Source organism: Ideonella sp. (genome assembly GCF_041914305.1).
Lineage (GTDB): Bacteria > Pseudomonadota > Gammaproteobacteria > Burkholderiales > Burkholderiaceae_C > Ideonella.
In genome coordinates this window covers 124,879-140,359 of the sequence record NZ_JAYSDQ010000012.1, presented here as the reverse complement: position 1 = coordinate 140,359, position 15,481 = coordinate 124,879, and the positions used below count along the sequence as shown (strand labels likewise).

13 protein-coding genes are annotated in these 15,481 nt (G+C 67.6%); 7 read left to right on the top strand and 6 right to left on the bottom strand.

Features of this window, described 5'->3' with window-relative positions:
• Complete coding sequence (locus ACE3SG_RS16825; RefSeq protein WP_374566884.1) at nt 1-330, bottom strand: hypothetical protein; 330 nt, start codon at nt 328-330, stop codon at nt 1-3.
• Nucleotides 331-704: 374 nt separating this feature from the next.
• On the opposite strand from ACE3SG_RS16825, the gene ACE3SG_RS16820 reads away from it, so the two are divergent.
• Nucleotides 705-2,021 carry an MFS transporter gene (locus tag ACE3SG_RS16820; protein ID WP_374566882.1) on the top strand — a complete coding sequence of 439 codons (1,317 nt, stop codon included), beginning with the start codon at nt 705-707 and terminating at the stop codon, nt 2,019-2,021.
• A 77-nt stretch (nt 2,022-2,098) separates the two neighbouring features.
• Here the strand turns inward: ACE3SG_RS16820 and ugpQ are convergent, their stop codons facing one another.
• From ugpQ to ugpB, 5 genes are all read right to left on the bottom strand, one after another.
• On the bottom strand, nt 2,099-2,851 hold the full coding sequence (ugpQ, locus tag ACE3SG_RS16815) for a glycerophosphodiester phosphodiesterase (RefSeq protein WP_374566880.1): 753 nt from the start codon (nt 2,849-2,851) through the stop codon (nt 2,099-2,101).
• A gap of 120 nt (nt 2,852-2,971) precedes the next feature.
• Nucleotides 2,972-4,033, bottom strand: coding sequence for a sn-glycerol-3-phosphate import ATP-binding protein UgpC (locus tag ACE3SG_RS16810; RefSeq protein WP_374566878.1), 1,062 nt, complete (start codon nt 4,031-4,033; stop codon nt 2,972-2,974).
• Nucleotides 4,034-4,053: 20 nt separating this feature from the next.
• Entirely contained in the window at nt 4,054-4,902 is an 849-nt protein-coding gene (gene ugpE, locus ACE3SG_RS16805) for a sn-glycerol-3-phosphate ABC transporter permease UgpE (protein ID WP_374566876.1), read from the bottom strand.
• Complete coding sequence (gene ugpA, locus ACE3SG_RS16800) at nt 4,899-5,783, bottom strand: sn-glycerol-3-phosphate ABC transporter permease UgpA (RefSeq protein WP_374566874.1); 885 nt, start codon at nt 5,781-5,783, stop codon at nt 4,899-4,901. The genes ugpE and ugpA overlap by 4 nt, the downstream gene beginning before the upstream one ends.
• A gap of 24 nt (nt 5,784-5,807) precedes the next feature.
• The gene (gene ugpB / locus ACE3SG_RS16795) at nt 5,808-7,118 is read right to left on the bottom strand and encodes a sn-glycerol-3-phosphate ABC transporter substrate-binding protein UgpB (protein WP_374566872.1); all 1,311 of its coding nucleotides are present in this window, start codon (nt 7,116-7,118) and stop codon (nt 5,808-5,810) included.
• Nucleotides 7,119-7,415: 297 nt separating this feature from the next.
• Between ugpB and ACE3SG_RS16790 the strand changes: the two genes are divergently transcribed.
• From ACE3SG_RS16790 to ACE3SG_RS16765, 6 genes are all read left to right on the top strand, one after another.
• Complete coding sequence (locus ACE3SG_RS16790) at nt 7,416-11,336, top strand: DUF3683 domain-containing protein (protein ID WP_374566870.1); 3,921 nt, start codon at nt 7,416-7,418, stop codon at nt 11,334-11,336.
• Complete coding sequence (locus ACE3SG_RS16785; protein ID WP_374566868.1) at nt 11,336-11,779, top strand: HIT family protein; 444 nt, start codon at nt 11,336-11,338, stop codon at nt 11,777-11,779. Before ACE3SG_RS16790 ends, ACE3SG_RS16785 begins: the two co-directional genes overlap by 1 nt.
• Before the next feature lie 70 nt (nt 11,780-11,849).
• The gene (locus tag ACE3SG_RS16780; RefSeq protein ID WP_374566866.1) at nt 11,850-13,220 is read left to right on the top strand and encodes a hypothetical protein; all 1,371 of its coding nucleotides are present in this window, start codon (nt 11,850-11,852) and stop codon (nt 13,218-13,220) included.
• A gap of 21 nt (nt 13,221-13,241) precedes the next feature.
• Entirely contained in the window at nt 13,242-13,652 is a 411-nt protein-coding gene (locus ACE3SG_RS16775; RefSeq protein WP_374566865.1) for a gamma-butyrobetaine hydroxylase-like domain-containing protein, read from the top strand.
• A gap of 39 nt (nt 13,653-13,691) precedes the next feature.
• On the top strand, nt 13,692-14,423 hold the full coding sequence (gene ubiE / locus ACE3SG_RS16770) for a bifunctional demethylmenaquinone methyltransferase/2-methoxy-6-polyprenyl-1,4-benzoquinol methylase UbiE (RefSeq protein ID WP_374566863.1): 732 nt from the start codon (nt 13,692-13,694) through the stop codon (nt 14,421-14,423).
• Nucleotides 14,417-15,469: a VirK/YbjX family protein gene (locus ACE3SG_RS16765; RefSeq protein WP_374566861.1), complete on the top strand. Its 1,053-nt coding sequence runs from the start codon at nt 14,417-14,419 to the stop codon at nt 15,467-15,469. Before ubiE ends, ACE3SG_RS16765 begins: the two co-directional genes overlap by 7 nt.
• The last annotated feature ends 12 nt before the right edge of the window (nt 15,470-15,481 follow it).

The window sequence follows — 15,481 nt, the reverse complement described above, 5'->3', positions numbered from 1 at the left end:
TCAGTGGGCGAAGAAGCGCTGGAAGACCCACCACAGCAGGGCCGACCACAGCGTCAGGATGGCCACGAGCGAGCCCACCAGCAGGCGCCGCCGGGCGCGCGCCAGCGCCAGTGTCGACACCGGCTTGCCCAGGCCCGCGTCGCCCTGCAGCGGCGAGACCAGCCCTCGCGCCGCGTGGCCCAGCAGCTCGACCTGGCCTTCCAGCAGGTGCAGCTTCAGCCCGCGCGTGGGCTCCAGGCGCACACCCATGCTCGAGCCCATCTCGATGACGAACGGCTCGCCCACCACCTGCTCGGTGAAATAGCGGTCGAGCGTCTCGCGGTCCTGCATGTTGATGAAATTATCCGTGATCGAACCCCCGCGAACGAGGGACAACGACAGCCCGGCGCTTGCGTGCCCCTCACCGGCGCTGCTAGGATGCGGCCACGCTTTTCGCGCACCCATGTAAGCCTTTCCGATGAAGCCCACCCTCGCCACCGTACAACGTTGCACCGGTCACCGACCGGCAGCACGCGTTGCCATGGCGGGAGGCATCCCGCGCTAGCGGTCTCTCGGCTTCCGCGCCCCTGGTGATGGGCGCTCCGCCGGGTCTCCTCGGCGGAAGAATCGGAAACACGGCCCTTCCTCTTTCGTCGCTTTCCTCGTCACGGCCTGGCCTTTATCCAGGCAGGCGTGATTCGTGGCCGAGAAAGAAGAAACGACCCATGAGGTCATTGATCCAAAAACTGCTGGGCCGATTCAGGCTCGCGCCGAACGACCTGCTGCGCGACGTGGTCTACCGCCGCCTGTGGTCGTCGATCCTGATCAGCTCGCTCGGCGGCCAGGTCACGATGCTCGCGCTGCCGCTGACCGCGGCGGTGCTGCTGCAGGCCACCCCCACGCAGATGGGCTTGCTGACGGCGATGGAGATCGCGCCGTTCATCCTGTTCTCGCTGCCCGGTGGCGTGTGGCTGGACCGTGTGCGCAAGCTGCCGGTCTACATCGCCGGTGAAACGCTGCTGGCCTTTGCGGTGGCCAGCGTGCCGCTGGCCTGGTGGTTCGGTTGGCTGGCCATGCCCTGGCTGTACGCGGTGGCCTTCTTCATCGGCACGGTGTTCACGGTCGCCGGCTCGGCGGCGCAGGTGGTGCTGACCCAGGTCGTGCCGCGCGAGCGGCTGGTCGAGGCGCACGCGAAGAACTCGCTGGCCAGCTCGGGCGCCGAGGTGGCGGGCCCGGGCGTGGCCGGCGCGTTGATCCGCTTGCTCGGCGCGCCGGTGGCCTTGCTGGTCGATGCCTTCGGCCTGCTGACCTCGGCGCTGATCCTGCGGGGCATCCAAGTCGACGAGAAACGCGAGGGCGGGCAGGGCGGCGCGGCGTTCTGGGCCGACCTGGTGGCGGGCCTGCGCTTCGTGGTGCACCAGCGGCTGCTGGTGGCGCTGGCCACCTGCGTCGGCACGCTGCAGCTGTGCCACCACGCGGCGCTGGTCGTGCAGATCCTGTTCGCCACCCGCACGCTGGGCATGAGCGAGCAGGCCGTGGGCCTGAGCTATGTGGGCCTGGGCGTCGGCACCGTGGCGGCCAGCCTGCTGGTCGACCGGATCAGCCGCCGCGTGGGGCCGGGCCCCTGCCTGGTGATGGGCTTTGCGATCACCGGCAGCGGCTGGGCCCTGTTGTCGATGGCGCCGGTCGGCCCCTGGGGCGTGGCGGCGTTCGTCGTCATGCTGGCCTTGTTCGGCCTGGGCGCGGTGATGGTGTTCATCAACTTCCTGGCGCTGCGCCAGGCGGTGACGCCCGAGCCGCTGCTGGGCCGCATGACCAGCACGATGCGCTGGCTGACGCTGCTGCCGGCCGGCCCGGGCGCCTTGCTGGGCGGCTGGCTGGGTGAGCACATCGGGCTGCGGGCGGCACTGGCCTTCTCGGGCGTGACCGCGATGCTGCTGGCCGTGGCGGCGTGGCAGTGGGCCACCATCCGCGGCGTGCGCAGCCTGCCTGACACCACGCGGGTGCACGGCACCGAGGCGCTGGCCGAAGGCACGACCTGAAACGAAACGGCCGGCAGGTGACTGCCGGCCGTTGTCCATGGCCCCCGGGCGATCAGCCTGCCGGCGGGCTCAGGCGGTCAGGCCGGCGCGAACTGGTCGACGGCGTCGGTGATGATCCCGTCGATGCCCATCGCCAGCAGTTGCTGCACCGGCGCCGGGTCGTTCACCGTATAGACCAGCGCCCGCAGCCCGCAGCTGTGCAGGTGCTGCAACAGCGTCGCGTCCATCAAGTGGTAGTTGGTGATCGCGGCGACACAGCCCAGCTGCTGCGCCATCGAGACCCAGTTGGGCCAATGGGTGTCGACCAGCAGGGCCCGCGCCAGTTCGGGCGCCGCCTGCCGCGCCCCCAGCAAGGCCTCGGGGCGAAACGACGACAGCAGCGGCGGCAGCGGGTCGCCGGCCCACAGGCGCTGCACCTCGGCCGCCACGAGCCGGCCGGTGCGCTCTTCGTCGCCCTTGGTTGGCTTGATCTCCAGGTCCAGCCAATGGTGGTTGCGGCGCAGGAAATTCGCCAGCGCCTGCAGGCTGGTCAGCGGCTCGCCGGCGTACTGGCGGCTGTGCCAGCCACCGGCATCGAGCCGCGACAGCTCGCTCCACGGCCGATTGGCGGCGCGGCCGCGGGCGTTGGTCGTGCGGTCCAGCGTGCCGTCGTGCAGCAGAAAGGGCACGTCGTCGGCCGACAGTTTCACGTCGCACTCGAACGCGCGGTAGCCGTGCGACGCGCCGAGCCGGAACGCGGCCAGCGTGTTCTCGGGCGCCAGCTTGCCGGCGCCGCGGTGGGCAATCCAGCGCGGGAAGGGCCAGTCGGGCAGGGCGGTCACTGGATTCATTCACCGCCCCTCGCAACGAAGCGGCCCCAACCAAGGGACTTGCGCGGATCCGGCTTTGCCGGTCCGCTGCAAGAGCCCCCTTGGGGGGCAGCGACCGGAAGGGAGCGTGGGGGCTTCATGTCACATACGTCGGCCGGTGCCGCTGTCGAACCAGTGCAGATGCTCGGGCGTGGCCGCGAGCATCAGGCGCTCGCCCACGCGCGGCGCCGGCTCGGTGCTGGCGATGCGCAGCGTGAAGGCCGCACCGCCGAGCTTGCCGTGCACCAGGCGTTCGGCGCCCAGCATCTCGACCAGTTCGACCTGCAGCGGCCAGCCACCTTGCGCATGCGGCTCGGCGTGTTCCGGCCGCAGCCCCATCGTCACCAGGCCGTTGCGCGGTGCGCCGGGCGGCAGCGGCAGCAGCGTGTCGCCGAGCTTGAAGCCAGCGGCCGTGGCCTCGCCGGGCAGCAGGTTCATCGGCGGCGAGCCGATGAAGCTGGCGACGAAGGTGGTGGCCGGGCGTGCGTAGACCTCTTCGGGCGAACCGATCTGCTCCATCACGCCGGCGTTCATCACGATCATGCGCTGCGCCAGCGTCATCGCCTCGACCTGGTCGTGGGTGACGAACAGCGACGTGACCTTCAGCTCGGCATGCAGCTTCTGGATCTCGAGCCGCGTCTGCGCCCGCAGCTTGGCGTCGAGGTTGGACAGCGGCTCGTCGAACAAGAAGACCTGCGGCTGCCGCACGATCGCGCGGCCCATCGCCACGCGCTGGCGCTGGCCACCCGACAGTTGCCGCGGCTTGCGCTCCAGCAGGTGCGAGAGTTCGAGAATGCGCGCCGCCTTCTTGACCCGCTCGTCGATCTCGGCCTTGGGTCGCTTGGCGATCTTCAGCCCATAGGCCATGTTGTCGTACACGCTCATGTGCGGGTAGAGCGCGTAGTTCTGGAACACCATCGCGATGTCGCGCTCTGCCGGCTCGAGCTGGTTCACCACGCGCGGGCCGATCGCGATCTCGCCGCCGGTGATTTCCTCCAGCCCCGCCACCATGCGCAGCAGCGTGCTCTTGCCGCAGCCCGAGGGGCCGACGATGACGATGAATTCGCCGTCGGCGATCTCGGCGTTGACCCCGTGGATGACCTTGTTGGCACCCGGGCCGCGGCCATAGGTCTTCTCGACGTTTCTGAGGGAAATGCTTGCCATGTGTTGTTGCTTTTCGGCGCCTATTTCTCGGCGTCCACCAGGCCCTTGACGAACCACTTCTGCATCAGCAGCACCACCAGCGCCGGCGGCAGCATGGCCAGCATCGCGGTGGCCATCACCAGCGGCCACTCGGTCAGCGCGTCGCCGCCGACGATCATCCGCTTGATGCCGATGACGGCGGTGTACATCGACTCGTCGGTGGTGATCAGCAAGGGCCAGAGGTATTGGTTCCAGCCGTAGATGAACTGGATCACGAACAGCGCCGCGACCGAGGTGGCCGACAGCGGCAGCAGCACGTCGAAGAAAAAGCGCATCGGGCCGGCGCCGTCGATGCGCGCGGCCTCGGTCAGCTCGTCGGGCACGGTCATGAAGAATTGGCGGAACAAGAAGGTGGCGGTGGCCGAGGCGATCAGCGGCAGCGTCAAGCCGACGTAGGAGTTCAGCAGCCCCAGGTCCGACACGACCTTGAAGGTCGGGATGATGCGCACCTCGACCGGCAGCATCAGCGTGACGAAGATCATCCAGAAGAAGGTGCGGCGCAGCGGAAATCGGAAGTACACGATCGCGAACGACGCGATGATCGAGATGGCGATCTTGCCGAACGCGATCATCAGCGCCATCGCCAGGCTGTTGAGCATCATCGGGCCCACCGGGGCGGCGGCGCCGCGGGTGGACCCGGCGCCCAGCACCTGGGCGTAGTTCTCGATCAGGTGCGAGCCGGGCACCAGCGGCATCGGCACCGCCAGCACCTCGTCCAGCGTGTGGGTCGAGGCGACGAAGGTCACGTACAGCGGGAAGGCGACGATCGCGACCGCGGCGATCAGCAACACGTGGGTCAGCCAGTCCAGGCCCTTGCGGTTCTCGATCATCCGTACTGAACCCTGCGCTCGACGAAGCGGAACTGCACCACGGTGAGCGCGATGACGATGGCCATCAGCACCACCGACTGGGCCGACGAGCCGCCCAGGTCGGCCGATTTCACGCCGTCGGTGTAGACCTTGTAGACCAGGATGTTGGTCGCCTGGGCCGGGCCGCCGCCGGTGGTGGCGTCGATCACGCCGAAGGTGTCGAAGAAGGCGTAGACGATGTTGACCACCAGCAGGAAGAAGGTGGTGGGCGACAGCAGCGGGAAGACGATGGTCCAGAACCGCCGGAGCGGGCTGGCGCCATCGATGGCCGCGGCCTCGATCAGCGAGGTGGGGATCGACTGCAGCCCGGCCAGGAAGAACAGGAAGTTGTAGCTGATCTGCTTCCAGGTGGCGGCCATCACCACCAGCAGCATCGCCTGGTCGCCGCGCAGCACCCAGTTCCAGTCGATGCCCAGGCCGCGCAGCACATAGCTGACGATGCCGATGCTGGGCGCGAACATGAAGGCCCACAGCACGCCGGCCACCGCAGGGGCCACCGCATACGGCCAGATCAGCAGCGTGCGGTAGACCAGCGCGCCGCGGGTGACGCGGTGCGCCAGCGTGGCCAGGAACAGCGACACCGCGATGCCGAAGAAGGCCACCAGCACGCTGAACAGCGCCGTGGTCTGGAACGAGGCCAGATAGCCTGTGTCATGGAACAGGTCGACGAAGTTCTTCAGGCCGGCGAACTCGGTGCTCTCGCCGAACGGGTCCTGCAGCTGGAACGAGAACCACAGCGCCTGCAGCGCCGGCCAGAAGAAAAAGACCAGCGTCACCGCGATTTGCGGCAACACCAGTGCGTAGGGCAGCCAGCGGCTGCCGAATGCCACGCGTTGACCCATGGGATCGCCCGCCGCGCTCTGGCCTTACTCTTTGGCGGTGGCTTCGAAGCGGCGCAGCAGCTCGTTGCCGCGGCGCACGGCGTCGTCCATGCCGGCCTGAGCTGTCTTCTTGCCGGCGAACACGGCTTCCATTTCTTCTTCGATGATGTCGCGGCCCTGCACGTAGTTGCCGAAGCGCAGGCCCTTGGAGTTGGCGGTCGGCGGCTTGTTGTTGAGCTGGCGCACCGCGATGTCGGCACCCGGCACCTTGTCGTAGTAGCCGGCCTTCCTGGCGCCTTCGTAGGCGGCCACGGTGATGGGCACGTAGCCGGTCTGCTCGTGCCACTTCATCTGCAGCTCGGTGTTCGACAGGTAGCTGAAGAACTGGGCCACGCCCTTGTATTCGGCGGCCGATTTCTTGCCCATCACCCACAGGCTGGCGCCGCCGATGATCGAGTTCTGCGGCGCGCCGGCGATCGCGTCGTTGTAGGGCAGCATGTTGACCGAGAAGGCGAACTTGGCGTTCTTGCGGATGTTGGCCTGCGCGCCCGAGCTGGACGTGAGCATCGCGCACTCGCCGCTGAAGAACTTGGCCTCGGCCTCGTTCTTGCGGCCGGCATAGGTGAACCAGCCGTTCTTGGCAAAGTCGGCCAGCATCTGCACATGCGCCACATGCGCCGGCGAGTTGATCTTGAACTCGGTCTTCAGGCCGCCGATGCCGTTTTCGAGCGTCGCGATCGGCAGGTTGTGCCAGGTGCTGAAGTTCTCGACATGCACCCAGGCCGGCCAGCCGGTGGTGTAGACGCAGGCCTGGCCGCTGGCCTTGAGCTTGCCCGCGGTGACGGCGAATTCCTTCCAGGTGGTGGGCGCCTTGACGGGCAGGCCGGCTTTCTTGAACGCGTCTTCGTTGACGTAGAACACCGGCGTCGACGAGTTGAACGGCATCGACAGCATGTTGCCCTTGCGGTCGGTGTAATAGCCCGCCACGGCCGGCAGGTAGGCCTTGGGGTCGAAGGGCTGGCCAGCGTCCTTCATCAGCTGGTAGACGGGCTTGATCGCGCCCTGCGCCGACATCATGGTCGCCGTGCCGACCTCGAACACCTGCACCACCGCCGGCGGGTTGCCGGCGCGGTAGGCGGCGATCGCCGCGGTCATCGATTCGGGGTAGCTGCCCTTGTAGACCGGCACGATCTTGTAGGCGGTCTGCGAGGCGTTGAAGCCGTTGGCAATCTCGGTCACGCGCTCGCCCAGGGCGCCGGTCATCGAGTGCCACCACTGCACCTCGACCTGGGCCTGGGCGGCGCCGGCGGTGGCGAACAAGGTCGTGGCAACGAGGCTGGCAAGCAATGGACGCATGGGGTCTCCACGGTGGTTGTTCTGGACAGGCCGGCAGTGTGGCCGGCTCATATGACAGTCCGGTTTCTGTCACAAGCCCATGCGCCGTGGCAAGAGGGCAAGCCCTCGCGTGGCGGGCGCGCTGCAGAGGCCGGGCGCCGAACGCCGCTTCGCCGCTGCCCATGCAAACCCTGGGGCCATCGTGGCCCTGCGGTAACATCTGACGCTGCGTCATACCCTGGCGCTCCCGCGTGTGATCACCATTCTCGGCGGGACGGGCCTGCCCACCAGGCCTGACCGCCGGCTCGCCCCAGGCCGATGAACGCTCCTATCCCCGTGAACCTGCAGGCGACCGCGCTGCAGACGACCGACGCCACCGCGCCCCGGCTGCGCGAGATCCCGTACAACTACACCTCGCTGTCAGACCGCGAGATCGTGTTGCGCCTGCTGGGCGAACGCGCCTGGTCGATCCTCGACCGGCTGCGCGAAGAGCGCCGCACCGGCCGCTCGGCCCGCATGCTGTACGAGGTGCTGGGCGACATCTGGGTGGTGCAGCGCAACCCGTACCTCGAAGACGATCTGCTCGACAACCCGAAGCGGCGCCAGCTGCTGATCGACGCGCTGCACCACCGGTTGGCCGAAGTCGAGAAGCGCCGCACGCCGGCCGACGACCGCGAGCGTGACGCCCACGTGGGCGAGTTGCTGGCGGCCGCCAGCGCAGCGGTCGAGCGCTTCGCCAAGCGCTTCTCGGACACCTGGGACCTGCGCCAGCTCACCCGCAAGGTGCTGGGCAAGCACACCGCGAAAGACAACATCAAGTTCGACGGCCTGTCGCGCGTGTCGCATGTGACCGATGCCACCGACTGGCGGGTCGAGTACCCCTTCGTCGTGCTCACGCCCGACACCGAGGCCGAGATGGCCGGGCTGGTCAAGGCCTGTATCGAGCTCGACCTGACGATCATCCCGCGTGGCGGTGGCACCGGCTACACCGGCGGCGCCGTGCCGCTGACCTGGAAGAGCGCGGTCATCAACACCGAGAAGCTCGAGGCGATGACCGAGGTCGAGATGGTCGCGCTGCCGGGCGTCGAGAAACCGGTGGCAACGATTTGGACCGAGGCCGGCGTGGTCACCCAGCGCGTGGCCGATGCCGCTGAACGTGGCGGCCATGTGTTCGCGGTCGACCCGACCTCGGCCGAAGCCAGCTGCGTGGGCGGCAATGTGGCGATGAACGCCGGCGGCAAGAAGGCCGTGCTGTGGGGCACCGCGCTGGACAACCTGGCCAGCTGGCGCATGGTGACGCCCGAGGCGACCTGGCTCGAGGTCGTCCGCCTGAATCACAACCTCGGCAAGATCCACGACGTGGAGGTGGCCAGCTTCGAGCTGCGCCACTTCGACGCCTCGGGCAAGAAGCTCGAGCGCACCGAGCGGCTGGACATCCCCGGCCGGGTGTTTCGCAAAGAAGGCCTGGGCAAGGATGTCACCGACAAGTTCCTGGCCGGCCTGCCGGGCATCCAGAAAGAGGGCTGCGACGGCCTGATCACCTCGGCGCGCTGGGTGGTGCACCGCATGCCCGCGCACACCCGCACCGTGTGCCTCGAATTCTTCGGCAACCCGAAGGACTGCGTGCCGTCGATCGTCGAGATCAAGGACTTCATGTTCGCCGAGATGAAGCGTCCGGGCGGCGCCATCCTGGCGGGCCTGGAACATCTGGACGACCGGTATCTCAAGGCGGTGGGCTACGCGACCAAGAGCAAGCGCGCCGGCCTGCCCAAGATGGTGCTGGTGGGCGACATCGTCGGCGACGATGCCGACGCGGTGGCGCGTGCCACCAGCGAGGTGATCCGCCTGGCCAACGGCCGCTCGGGCGAGGGCTTCGTGGCCGTCTCGGCCGACGCGCGCAAGAAGTTCTGGCTCGACCGCAAGCGCACCGCGGCGATCAGCAAACACACCAACGCCTTCAAGGTCAATGAAGACGTGGTGATCCCGCTCGAGCGCATGGGCGAGTACACGCTGGGCATCGAGCGGATCAACATCGAACTTTCCTTGCGCAACAAGCTGGCGCTGGTCGACAGGCTCGAGGCGTTCTTCGCGCAGGGCACCTTGCCGCTGGGCAAGACCGACGACGCCGGCGAGATCCCGAGCGCCGAGCTGCTGGAAGACCGGGTGCAGCAGTCACTGGCGCTGCTGCGCGAGGTGCGTGCACTGTGGCGGGGCTGGTTGCAGGGCCTGGACGTGGTGCAGGCGGATGTCCAGCGCAGCTTCTTCGACCAGATTCAAGACGGCTCATTGCGCGCCTCGTGGAAGCGGCAGATCCTGAAGCCGCTGCAGGCCTTGTTCGCCGGCGCGGCCTTCACGCCGATCGTCGAAGAGTGCAAGCGCATCCACCAGGAAGTGCTGAAGGGCCGGGTCTGGGTGGCGCTGCACATGCACGCCGGTGATGGCAATGTGCACACCAACATCCCCGTCAACTCCGACAACTACGAGATGCTGCAGACCGCCCACGAGGCGGTGGCCCGCATCATGGTGCTGGCCCGCTCGCTCGACGGCGTGATCTCGGGCGAACACGGCATCGGCATCACCAAGCTCGAATTCCTGACCGACGACGAGCTGGCCAATTTCACCGCCTACAAGCAGCGCGTGGACCCGCAGGGCCGCTTCAACAAAGGCAAGCTGCTGCGCGGCGACGCCTTGCAGCGCCTGGGCGGCGATGTGCATGCCGCCGACCTGAGCCGCGCCTACACGCCCAGCTTCGGGCTGATGGGGCACGAGTCGCTGATCATGCAGCAGAGCGACATCGGCGACATCGCCAACTCGGTCAAGGACTGCCTGCGCTGCGGCAAGTGCAAGCCGGTCTGCGCCACCCACGTGCCGCGCGCCAACCTGCTGTACAGCCCGCGCAACAAGATCTTGGCGACCTCGCTGCTGGTCGAGGCCTTCTTGTACGAAGAGCAGACGCGCCGCGGTGTGTCGATCAAGCACTGGGAAGAATTCGAAGACGTGGCCGACCACTGCACGGTCTGCCACAAGTGCCTGTCGCCGTGCCCGGTGAAGATCGACTTCGGCGATGTGTCGATGAACATGCGCAACCTGCTGCGCAAGATGGGGCAGAAGACCTTCCGCCCCGGCAACGCCGCGGCGATGTTCATGCTCAATGCGACGAACCCGCAGACGATCAAGCTCGCCCGCACGGCGATGGTCGGCGTGGGCATGAAGGCCCAGCGCATCGCGCACGATGTGCTGAAGCTCGCGGCGCGCAAGCAGACCAGCGCGCCGCCGGCGACCGTCGGCAGCGCGCCGATCAAAGAGCAGGTCATCCACTTCATCAACAAGAAGATGCCGGGTGGCTTGCCGAAGAAGACCGCGCGGGCCCTGCTGGACATCGAGGACAAGCACTACGTGCCGATCATCCGCGACCCGGCGTCGACCACGGCCGAGACCGAGGCGGTGTTCTACTTCCCCGGCTGCGGCTCGGAGCGCCTGTTCAGCCAGGTGGGCCTGGCGACGCAGGCGATGCTGTGGCAGGCCGGGGTGCAGACGGTGTTGCCGCCAGGCTACCTGTGCTGCGGCTACCCGCAGCGTGGCTCGGGCCAGTTCGACAAGGCCGAGAAGATCATCACCGACAACCGGGTGTTGTTCCACCGCGTGGCCAACACGCTGAACTACCTCGACATCAAGACGGTGGTCGTGTCCTGCGGCACCTGCTACGACCAGCTGCAGGGCTACAAGTTCGAAGACATCTTCCCCGGCTGCCGCATCATCGACATCCACGAGTTCCTGCTGGAAAAAGGCATCACCTTGCCCGGCGCCGGCGCCACCTACCTCTATCACGACCCCTGCCACAGCCCGATGAAGCTGCAGGAGCCGATGAAGACGGTCAAGGCGCTGGTCGGTGACGGCGTGGTCAAGAGCGAACGCTGCTGCGGCGAGTCCGGCACGCTGGGCGTCAGCCGGCCCGACATTGCGACCCAGGTGCGTTTTCGCAAGGAAGAAGAGCTGCGAAAGACCGAGGCGCAGCTGCGTGCCACGGGTGCGGTGGGGCCGAAGGATGACCTGAAGATCCTCACCTCCTGCCCGAGCTGCCTGCAAGGCCTGTCGCGCTACGGCGACGACCTGCAGAACGGCCTGCTCGAGGCCGACTACATCGTCGTCGAGATGGCGCGCAAGATCCTGGGCGAAGACTGGATGGAGCGCTACGTCGAGCGCGCCAATGCCGGCGGCATCGAGCGGGTGCTGGTCTGATGGCGGCGGTTGCAGGGTGCGAGCTGTGCGCAGCCGGCGGCTCGGCCGGCTGGGTCGAAGTGGCCGCCGACGCCCGGCTGCGCGTGGTGCGGGTGCTCGACGCGCCCGAGTTCCCGGCCTTCTACCGAGTGATCTGGCGCGACCATGTGGCCGAGCTGAGCGACCTGTCGGACGTCGACTGCGCCCATTGCCTGGGCGTGGTGGTGGCGGTCGAGCGGGTGCTGCGCCACGAGCTGGCGCCGACCAAGATCAACCTGGCCGCGCTCGGCAACATGGTGCCCCACCTGCACTGGCACGTGATCGCCCGTTTCGACTGGGACAGCCACTTTCCGCAGCCGATCTGGGGCATGCGCCAACGTGAACCAATGCCGCCGGCCGTCGCCCGGTTGCGCCAGCCGCTGAACAAGCTTGATGAGTTGATCCGCCGCTCGGTGGGGCCCTGACGCGCGGCTTGGGTAGCATCGGGGGTTCGCGCGGCCCGCGCACTGGCCCTTTCCTCTTGCCCCCACCGCCATGATCCGCGTTGCCTCTGCCTTGCTTGTTGCCCTGACCCTGTCTGCCTGCGGGGGCTCTGACGGCACCACCGACCTGGGCGACAACGCCGACATCGCGGTCAATACAAGCGGCCCCGTCGAGATCTACGCCGGCGAAAATGCGAGCTATGTTGTCTCGGTCGCCAACGAAGGGCCAGCGACGGCTTCGGACGTGGCACTGTCGTATCACCTTGACGGTGCCGCCACGCTGGGCGCCGTTACCTGCGCGGCCACCGGCAGCGCCGAATGTCCGGCCACGCTCGGTCCGGCCATGACGCTCAGCCGCCTGCCGGCAGGCGGCGGCCTCGTGTTTCGTGTCGAAGTTGCGAGCCTGGCTGACCAGATCGGGCCGGTGACCCTTTCCATGACGGCCACCTCGGCAGATGACGAAAACCACGTCAACAACCGAGACGAGTCGACGACGATCGCCATGGACCTGCGCAACGGCGCCTACGCGGTGTATGCCAGCAACGGCCGTCAGTACACGCTGACGCTGGACTTCAATCGGATGGCCTATGCGATGGTCGGGGCGCAGGTCAACCATACCGGCGCGTTCACGCCGGACGCTGACGGGGTCGGTTTTGTCTTTGACGGTACCGCGCGCTTTCGCGTAGCGCCGGACCTTGTCGTCGGTGGTTTCGATTTCAACCTGCCGCCCACCGACCTGCATCCGTACGACCACGGTGTGCGCCCCTTCATCGCCGCACGCCGCTTCGCCACCGACATCTCGGCGCTGAAGGACACCAGCTTCAACCTCTTGGGGCTGGACCTGCAACGCAACGACAAGCTCGTCTCAGCCGCCGCTCCCTCGACCTTCGGCGACGGGGTGTTGCACAGTTGCCTGGCGCCGGTCCCGGTACGGGTCGGCTCATGTCCCTCGGAGTTCCTGGGTACCTACGGGCTGACCGTCCAGGGCAACGAAGTCGTCGGGGTTGACGAGGCTCGCCACGACCTCATCCACTTCCGCCTGGCCCAGTCCGGCAGTTCGCTGATCCTGTTGCGTGCCGAGGACGCGGCCGACTCGACCGGGCGCCAATTCCGCGTCGGCCTGGCCGACACCACCGGACTGGTCGGCGGCACCTTCGCCACCAGCAGCACCACCAGCGCCTGGGGCAAGACCGTGCTCACCGACGCGCATTACGCATTTGCCGGCACACTGACCGGCGGCAGCGCCGTCAGCGAAACTGCCAATCTGGCGCCACTGACCAACGTCGGCCCGACCGGCCTGCGTCGCGGCAACCGTTCCAGCGACGGGGCCATGCTCTACCTGGGCCAGAACGACGCGCTGATGCTGACGCTGGGGGCCGCCGAGGGCCTGGCCGAAGGGATGATGGACATCGGGCTGCGCTGAGGCGTGACCCGTCGAGACACGATGATCAATTCTTCGCGACATCCTCAGCCTACCGCCCTGACCGTCCACCAGACCTCTCGAGTTCTCGAAATCACTTTTGACGACGGCCGCACGTTTCGCATCCCGTTCGAGCTGATGCGCGTGTATTCGCCGTCGGCCGAGGTGCAGGGGCACGGGCCGGGGCAGGAAGTGCTGCAAACCGGTAAGCGCAATGTAGGGATCGACGCGATCGAGCCGGTTGGTCACTATGCGGTCCAGCCGCGCTTTTCGGACGGCCACGACAGCGGCATCTTCACCTGGGAGCTGCTGTACCGCCTCGGGGCGGAGCAGGCCGAACACTGGGCGCGCTACGAGCAGAGATTGAAGGAAGCCGGGGTGGAACGCGACTTGCCAATGCCCGCCAAGGGTGGCGGATCCTGCGGGCACCACTGAGCGTATAAAAATTGCCAGCATCCGTGCTGGAGGGAACAGATGTCTCAAACCCATTTCGGTTATCAGAGCGTTGACGAGGGCGAGAAGGCCCAGCGCGTCAAGGGTGTGTTCGATTCGGTCGCGTCGAAATACGACGTGATGAACGACCTCATGTCGATGGGCATGCACCGCGCCTGGAAGGCCTACACCGTGGCCGTGGCCAACCTGCGCGAAGGCGACAAGGTGCTCGACATCGCCGGCGGTACCGGCGACCTGGCCAAGGCCTTTGCCCGCCGGGTCGGCCCCAGCGGCCAGGTGGTCCACACCGACATCAACGAAGCCATGTTGCGCACCGGCCGCGACCGCATGCTCGACGACGGGCTGGCGCTGCCCACCACGATCTGCGACGCCGAGCAACTGCCGTTTCGCAGCGGCAGCTTCGACCTCGTCAGCGTGGCCTTCGGCCTACGCAACATGACCCACAAGGAGCAGGCGCTGGCCGAGATGGCGCGCGTGCTGCGCGAAGGCGGCCGCCTGCTGGTGCTCGAATTCTCGAAGGTCGCCGCACCGCTGCAAAAGCCTTACGACTGGTATTCGTTCAAGGTGCTGCCTCGCCTGGGCCAGTGGGTGGCGGGCGACGCCGACAGCTACCGCTACCTGGCCGAGTCGATCCGCATGCACCCGGACCAGGCGACGCTGAAGGCGATGATGAAGACGGCCGGCTTCGGCCATGTGGACGTGCACAACCTGACGGGCGGGGTGGTCGCCCTGCACGTCGGCATCAAATGTTGACGCCGCCGCGCCGCAGCCGGCCCCATTCCAACTTCGGTGGTTGGCAGGCCTTGGGCCTGATGTCCGCGTTTGCGCCCAGCGAGCTGGGCAGCGTGCCGAGCTTCGTCGAGCCGGTGCTGGCGGTGTGGATCGCGATCTGGCAGGGCGCCCGCCAGGCCTACCCGGCGATGGGCCCGATGTCGCTGCTGCGCCGCGTGCGCTTCAGCTGGCAGGCCTGGGTTCACCGCCGCGAGTGGCGTGCGTTGCGCCAGGTGCCGCCGCAGTCGCAGCTGGGCCAGGTGATGCAGGCCCGCAAGAACATGGTCCACATTCTTGCGTGGCCCTATCTGCACCGCGCGTGGTCGATCCGCCACCGCGTCGAGACGGTGGTGGCGCACTACCGCCATGTCGAGCGCCAGCCCTGGCTGCAGGTGCCGATCGGCGCGCGCGAGCTGCTGGCCACCATCGGCCCGGCCGAGCATGGCCTGACGCTGCAGCTCGACCAGCCCGGCTGGATGGCCCAGGAAGGCGAGCTGGCGCTGAACCTGTTCGAGGGCAACATGCGGCTGTACTCGGTCGCGTTCTCGATCGGCCGCCGCAAGGGCCAGCCGACGATGTATATCGGCGCGATTCAGGGCCGCTCGACCGAGGGCATCAGTGAGCGCTACGCCGAGCTGACCAAGCGCCTGCACGGCTGCCGCCCGCGCGACCTGGTGCTGCTGGCCACGCTGATCCTGGCCGAGACGATGGGCATCGAGCGGGTCTACGCGATCAGCGATTTCTACCGCCACCACCGCCACGCGCGGCTGTTCGCCCGTTTCGACAAGAACGTGCCGACGGCAGACTACGACGAGATCTGGCGTGACCGCGGCGGTGTCGAAACCGTCGACGGGTTTTTCGCGATCGAGACCGGCTTCACCCCGCGCCCGCTGGACAGCATCCCTGCCAAGAAGCGCGCGATGTACCGCCGCCGCTACGAGATGCTGACCGACCTGCGCGAGCGCCTGCTCACGGTGGCGGCGGCCAACCAGCCTCCTGCACAATTGCAGCGCGAACCGGCACTTTGATCTGCGGCCGGG

Coding starts and splice junctions, on each gene's coding strand:
- ACE3SG_RS16780 (WP_374566866.1), top strand. CDS start 11,850: ATGATCCGCGTTGCCTCTGCCTTGCTTGTTGCCCTGACCCTGTCTGCC.
- ugpB (WP_374566872.1), bottom strand. CDS start 7,118: ATGCGTCCATTGCTTGCCAGCCTCGTTGCCACGACCTTGTTCGCCACC.
- ACE3SG_RS16785 (WP_374566868.1), top strand. CDS start 11,336: ATGGCGGCGGTTGCAGGGTGCGAGCTGTGCGCAGCCGGCGGCTCGGCC.
- ACE3SG_RS16790 (WP_374566870.1), top strand. CDS start 7,416: ATGAACGCTCCTATCCCCGTGAACCTGCAGGCGACCGCGCTGCAGACG.
- ugpQ (WP_374566880.1), bottom strand. CDS start 2,851: ATGAATCCAGTGACCGCCCTGCCCGACTGGCCCTTCCCGCGCTGGATT.
- ACE3SG_RS16825 (WP_374566884.1), bottom strand. CDS start 330: ATGCAGGACCGCGAGACGCTCGACCGCTATTTCACCGAGCAGGTGGTG.
- ACE3SG_RS16820 (WP_374566882.1), top strand. CDS start 705: ATGAGGTCATTGATCCAAAAACTGCTGGGCCGATTCAGGCTCGCGCCG.
- ACE3SG_RS16765 (WP_374566861.1), top strand. CDS start 14,417: ATGTTGACGCCGCCGCGCCGCAGCCGGCCCCATTCCAACTTCGGTGGT.
- ACE3SG_RS16775 (WP_374566865.1), top strand. CDS start 13,242: ATGATCAATTCTTCGCGACATCCTCAGCCTACCGCCCTGACCGTCCAC.
- ubiE (WP_374566863.1), top strand. CDS start 13,692: ATGTCTCAAACCCATTTCGGTTATCAGAGCGTTGACGAGGGCGAGAAG.
- ugpE (WP_374566876.1), bottom strand. CDS start 4,902: ATGATCGAGAACCGCAAGGGCCTGGACTGGCTGACCCACGTGTTGCTG.
- ACE3SG_RS16810 (WP_374566878.1), bottom strand. CDS start 4,033: ATGGCAAGCATTTCCCTCAGAAACGTCGAGAAGACCTATGGCCGCGGC.
- ugpA (WP_374566874.1), bottom strand. CDS start 5,783: ATGGGTCAACGCGTGGCATTCGGCAGCCGCTGGCTGCCCTACGCACTG.